This window comes from Yoonia litorea, from assembly GCF_900114675.1.
GTDB classification, from domain to species: Bacteria; Pseudomonadota; Alphaproteobacteria; order Rhodobacterales; family Rhodobacteraceae; genus Yoonia; species Yoonia litorea.
Genome location: NZ_FOZM01000007.1, coordinates 1 through 5,837, shown reverse-complemented (window position 1 = coordinate 5,837; position 5,837 = coordinate 1). Strand labels below are relative to the sequence as shown.

General features: G+C 52.9%; 2 tRNA genes and 3 rRNA genes. All 5 read left to right on the top strand.

From position 1 onward, the window contains the following. Positions 1-429 precede the first annotated feature (429 nt). The 5 genes from BM316_RS16545 to rrf all read left to right on the top strand — a co-directional run bounded on the left by BM316_RS16545 (position 430) and on the right by rrf (position 5,744). Positions 430-1,891 (top strand): 16S ribosomal RNA (locus tag BM316_RS16545). A gap of 148 nt (positions 1,892-2,039) precedes the next feature. Further along, positions 2,040-2,115, top strand: a tRNA-Ala gene (locus tag BM316_RS16540). A 114-nt stretch (positions 2,116-2,229) separates the two neighbouring features. Next, positions 2,230-2,306 (top strand) — tRNA-Ile (locus tag BM316_RS16535). A gap of 349 nt (positions 2,307-2,655) precedes the next feature. Then, positions 2,656-5,538: ribosomal RNA gene (locus BM316_RS16530) — 23S ribosomal RNA — on the top strand. A gap of 91 nt (positions 5,539-5,629) precedes the next feature. After that, positions 5,630-5,744: ribosomal RNA gene (rrf, locus tag BM316_RS16525) — 5S ribosomal RNA — on the top strand. The 16S, 23S and 5S rRNA genes sit together here with 2 tRNA genes alongside, the layout of an rRNA operon. Positions 5,745-5,837: the final 93 nt, after the last annotated feature.

Here is a 5,837-nt window from a genome sequence, read left to right as displayed (position 1 = left end):
AAAAAACCTCTTGCGGGTTTTGTTTGTTATCCGTAGAACCCCCTTCACCGGCGGCGCTGAGGCGCGGTTGGGACGCGGAAGCGGGGCATTGCTCTGATGAAGCGGATAAGAATTTTAGGGATTGCAGGCGGGGCGCGCCGATAAGTTTAGGGCGCATCTTGTTTTGTTTTGTCTCTTACGCTGTTTGAAATTGGTAATATCTGAAGAGATATGTGGGCGGTTTGGTTCATATCGATGGATCAACGTCTGTATATCACGCCTTTAGGGTTTCGGCCCGATGATAAGGTGTCAGCTTCACTGTTTGGCGGCTTCTGGTGACTTTGGTTACCAAGAGCACAACAAACAGAGAAATCGCCATATGATGTCAGTAATGTCATGTGGTGGATGTGCAGAGGTTCGAACGTCAAGGATAGCGCAGTAATGTGCTTTCAACTTGAGAGTTTGATCCTGGCTCAGAACGAACGCTGGCGGCAGGCCTAACACATGCAAGTCGAGCGCACTCTTCGGAGTGAGCGGCGGACGGGTTAGTAACGCGTGGGAATATGCCCTTCACTACGGAATAGCCTCGGGAAACTGAGAGTAATACCGTATACGCCCTTTGGGGGAAAGATTTATCGGTGAAGGATTAGCCCGCGTCTGATTAGATAGTTGGTGGGGTAACGGCCTACCAAGTCGACGATCAGTAGCTGGTTTGAGAGGATGATCAGCAACACTGGGACTGAGACACGGCCCAGACTCCTACGGGAGGCAGCAGTGGGGAATCTTAGACAATGGGCGCAAGCCTGATCTAGCCATGCCGCGTGAGTGACGAAGGCCTTAGGGTCGTAAAGCTCTTTCGCCAGGGATGATAATGACAGTACCTGGTAAAGAAACCCCGGCTAACTCCGTGCCAGCAGCCGCGGTAATACGGAGGGGGTTAGCGTTGTTCGGAATTACTGGGCGTAAAGCGCGCGTAGGCGGATTGGAAAGTTGGGGGTGAAATCCCGGGGCTCAACCCCGGAACTGCCTCCAAAACTATCAGTCTAGAGTTCGAGAGAGGTGAGTGGAATTCCAAGTGTAGAGGTGAAATTCGTAGATATTTGGAGGAACACCAGTGGCGAAGGCGGCTCACTGGCTCGATACTGACGCTGAGGTGCGAAAGTGTGGGGAGCAAACAGGATTAGATACCCTGGTAGTCCACACCGTAAACGATGAATGCCAGACGTCAGGGGGCTTGCCCTTTGGTGTCACACCTAACGGATTAAGCATTCCGCCTGGGGAGTACGGTCGCAAGATTAAAACTCAAAGGAATTGACGGGGGCCCGCACAAGCGGTGGAGCATGTGGTTTAATTCGAAGCAACGCGCAGAACCTTACCAACCCTTGACATCCTGGGACCGCCAGAGAGATCTGGTTTCCACTTCGGTGGCTCAGTGACAGGTGCTGCATGGCTGTCGTCAGCTCGTGTCGTGAGATGTTCGGTTAAGTCCGGCAACGAGCGCAACCCACATCCTTAGTTGCCAGCAGTTCGGCTGGGCACTCTAAGGAAACTGCCCGTGATAAGCGGGAGGAAGGTGTGGATGACGTCAAGTCCTCATGGCCCTTACGGGTTGGGCTACACACGTGCTACAATGGTGCCTACAGTGGGTTAATCCCCAAAAGGCATCTCAGTTCGGATTGGGGTCTGCAACTCGACCCCATGAAGTCGGAATCGCTAGTAATCGCGTAACAGCATGACGCGGTGAATACGTTCCCGGGCCTTGTACACACCGCCCGTCACACCATGGGAGTTGGTTCTACCCGACGGCCGTGCGCTAACCTTTTGGAGGCAGCGGACCACGGTAGGATCAGCGACTGGGGTGAAGTCGTAACAAGGTAGCCGTAGGGGAACCTGCGGCTGGATCACCTCCTTTCTAAGGATGTTTCTAGTCATGACTATGAGCTTGCTCATTGTCATCGTGAAACACTTAGCAAGCCGGCATTCAAAGCCGGCAAACATCGGACCGAGCCGTCCTCATATCTCTTCAGTTTCTGTTCCGCCTCGAGTGGAACGCACCTAAAGGGGCGTTAGCTCAGCTGGGAGAGCACCTGCTTTGCAAGCAGGGGGTCATCGGTTCGATCCCGATACGCTCCACCATGTTTGACGGCGCCCTTGGCGCAAAATTGATCCGGTGGATCGATTTTAGTCAAACATGCCAAGCGCGGGAGCGCGCGGCAGCCAGCCACCCTATGACTGGTTTGCACATGATTGGGGTCGGTAGCTCAGGTGGTTAGAGCGCACGCCTGATAAGCGTGAGGTCGGAGGTTCAAGTCCTCCTCGACCCACCATCATCATACGATTTGACCGTTAAGCAGCTTTGGCTGTTTTGCCGTCCAATCGGACGTTTGGTCTTCGGACCATTTGACATCGTTTAGAGAGATACAACATCAGAATAGATGGTCATCCGCGTGAGGGTGACCGGCAGGCCCGTTGCCGTATGGCAACAATAATACATGGTCCTGCAAGTCTATTTTGTTCCAAGTCAAGTACACTAACCGCGTTGCCAGCAATGGTAACGTATCATGTCCGGTTGCGAACCAGCGGCCGGGCGTGTCAATTTTGTATGCATTTTGATTAAGGTTGGGTTTGATCACAAAAGGGCCCAACCGCAGAAGAAGCCTTGCTTTTTCTGGATCAAATCAAGCGCGAAAAGGGCGTTTGGTGGATGCCTTGGCAGTAAGAGGCGATGAAAGACGTGATACTCTGCGATAAGCCATGGGGAGCTGAGAATAAGCTTTGATCCATGGATTTCTGAATGGGGCAACCCAGTTGAATGTTTGTTATTATCGCTTCGCGATAATGTCCGCTCCGCGCCGGCCCTTGGCCGGTTTGGGGATGGGCGGCGAAGTGGCGAATAATGAGCATAAACAACTATTTGTAGACTGAATACATAGGTTTACAAAAGCAAACCCGGGGAACTGAAACATCTAAGTACCCGGAGGAAAGGAAAGCAATAGCTACTCCCCTAGTAGCGGCGAGCGAACGGGGACCAGCCGAGCTGTGCGTGTGATTAGAATGGTCTGGAAAGGCCAACCAGAGTGGGTGACAGTCCCGTATAAGAAGCACAATCAGACGTATTAAGTAGGGCGGAACACGTGAAATTCTGTCTGAAGATCGGAGGACCACCTTCGAAGGCTAAGTACTCCTTACTGACCGATAGCGAACCAGTACCGTGAGGGAAAGGTGAAAAGCACCCCGACGAGGGGAGTGAAACAGTACCTGAAACCGAACGCCTACAATCAGTTGGAGGGCCCTTGAGGCCTGACAGCGTACCTTTTGTATAATGGGTCATCGACTTAGTGTATCTAGCAAGCTTAAGCCGTTAGGTGTAGGCGCAGCGAAAGCGAGTCTGAATAGGGCGACTGAGTTAGATGCATTAGACCCGAAACCGAGTGATCTAGGCATGTCCAGGATGAAGGTAAGGTAACACTTACTGGAGGTCCGAACCCACACCTGTTGAAAAAGGTCGGGATGAGGTGTGCCTAGGGGTGAAAGGCCAATCAAACTCGGAGATAGCTGGTTCTCTGCGAAATCTATTTAGGTAGAGCGTCGGACGAATACCCTCGGGGGTAGAGCACTGAATGGGTAATGGGGGCCCACAGCCTTACTGATCCTAATCAAACTCCGAATACCGAGGAGTACTATCCGGCAGACACACAGCGGGTGCTAACGTCCGTTGTGGAGAGGGAAACAACCCTGACCTACGACTAAGGCCCCTAATTCATGGCTAAGTGGGAAAGCAGGTGGGACGACCAAAACAACCAGGAGGTTGGCTTAGAAGCAGCCATCCTTTAAAGATAGCGTAACAGCTCACTGGTCTAAATAAGTTGTCCTGCGGCGAAGATGTAACGGGGCTCAAGCCATGAGCCGAAGTCTAGGATGCACGTAGTGCATGGTAGCAGAGCGTAGTGTGACATAACTCCATGCCTCTTTAGCAGCTCTCGGGCTGCCTTGGAGGCAAAGGAGTTTTCTGTGAAGCCGGCCTGTGAGGGATCCGGTGGAGAGATCACTAGTGAGAATGATGACATGAGTAGCGACAAAGAGGGTGAGAGACCCTCTCGCCGAAAGTCCAAGGGTTCCTGCTTAAAGCTAATCTGAGCAGGGTAAGCCGACCCCTAAGGCGAGGCCGAAAGGCGTAGTCGATGGGAACCAGGTTAATATTCCTGGGCCAGGAGGATGTGACGGATCTCGAAGGTTGTTCACCCTTATCGGATTGGGTGGGCCGCTGAGAGGTTCCTGGAAATAGCCCTCCATGAGATCGTACCCTAAACCGACACAGGTGGACTGGTAGAGAATACCAAGGCGCTTGAGAGAACCACATTTAAGGAACTCGGCAAAATACCTCCGTAAGTTCGCGAGAAGGAGGCCCGGTTTGCAGGCAACTGTGGGCCGGGGGCACAAACCAGGGGGTGGCGACTGTTTACTAAAAACACAGGGCTCTGCGAAGTCGCAAGACGACGTATAGGGTCTGACGCCTGCCCGGTGCCTGAAGGTTAAAAGGAGGAGTGCAAGCTCCGAATTGAAGCCCAGGTAAACGGCGGCCGTAACTATAACGGTCCTAAGGTAGCGAAATTCCTTGTCGGGTAAGTTCCGACCTGCACGAATGGCGTAACGACTTCCCCGCTGTCTCAAATGTGGACTCAGCGAAATTGAATTTCCTGTCAAGATGCAGGATACCCGCGGTTAGACGGAAAGACCCCATGCACCTTTACTATAGCTTCGCATTGGCATCAGGCACAGTATGTGCAGGATAGGTGGTAGGCTTTGAAGCAGGGACGCCAGTCTCTGTGGAGCCTCCCTTGAGATACCACCCTTATTCTGCTTGATGTCTAACCGCGGCCCGTTATCCGGGTCCGGGACCCTGCGTGGTGGGTAGTTTGACTGGGGCGGTCGCCTCCCAAATTGTAACGGAGGCGCGCGAAGGTTGGCTCAGAGCGGTCGGAAATCGCTCGTTGAGTGCAATGGCAGAAGCCAGCCTGACTGCGAGACTGACAAGTCGAGCAGAGTCGAAAGACGGCCATAGTGATCCGGTGGTCCCGAGTGGAAGGGCCATCGCTCAACGGATAAAAGGTACGCTGGGGATAACAGGCTGATGGTGCCCAAGAGTCCATATCGACGGCACCGTTTGGCACCTCGATGTCGGCTCATCTCATCCTGGGGCTGGAGCAGGTCCCAAGGGTACGGCTGTTCGCCGTTTAAAGAGGTACGTGAGCTGGGTTTAGAACGTCGTGAGACAGTTCGGTCCCTATCTTCCGTGGGTGTAGGATACTTGAGAGGAGTTGCCCCTAGTACGAGAGGACCGGGGTGAACGATCCACTGGTGGACCAGTTGTCGTGCCAACGGCAGTGCTGGGTAGCTATGATCGGACAGGATAACCGCTGAAGGCATCTAAGCGGGAAGCCCCCCTCAAAACAAGGTATCCCTGAGAGCCGAAGTAGACCACTTCGTCGATAGGCCAGAGATGTAAGCGTAGTGATACGTTCAGTTGACTGGTACTAATGGCTCGATAGGCTTGATTTGATCCAGTAATAGCAATGCTGGCAAAATCAAAAAGCATACATGCACTAAGCTGTGCTGACTTGGAACACGATGTTTGAAGCTGTTTTTTTGGTTTGGTGATCATAGCGTGAGCAAAACACCCGATCCCATCCCGAACTCGGCAGTTAAGTGCCACAGCGCTGATGGTACTGCGTCTTAAGACGTGGGAGAGTAAGTCATCGCCAAACCTAATAAGCAGCTCAAAACATCAAATCGTATCTCTCAAACGATGCGCCTCAAATACAAATCTTGAGGCAAATGTCGCGGGATGGAGCAGCCCG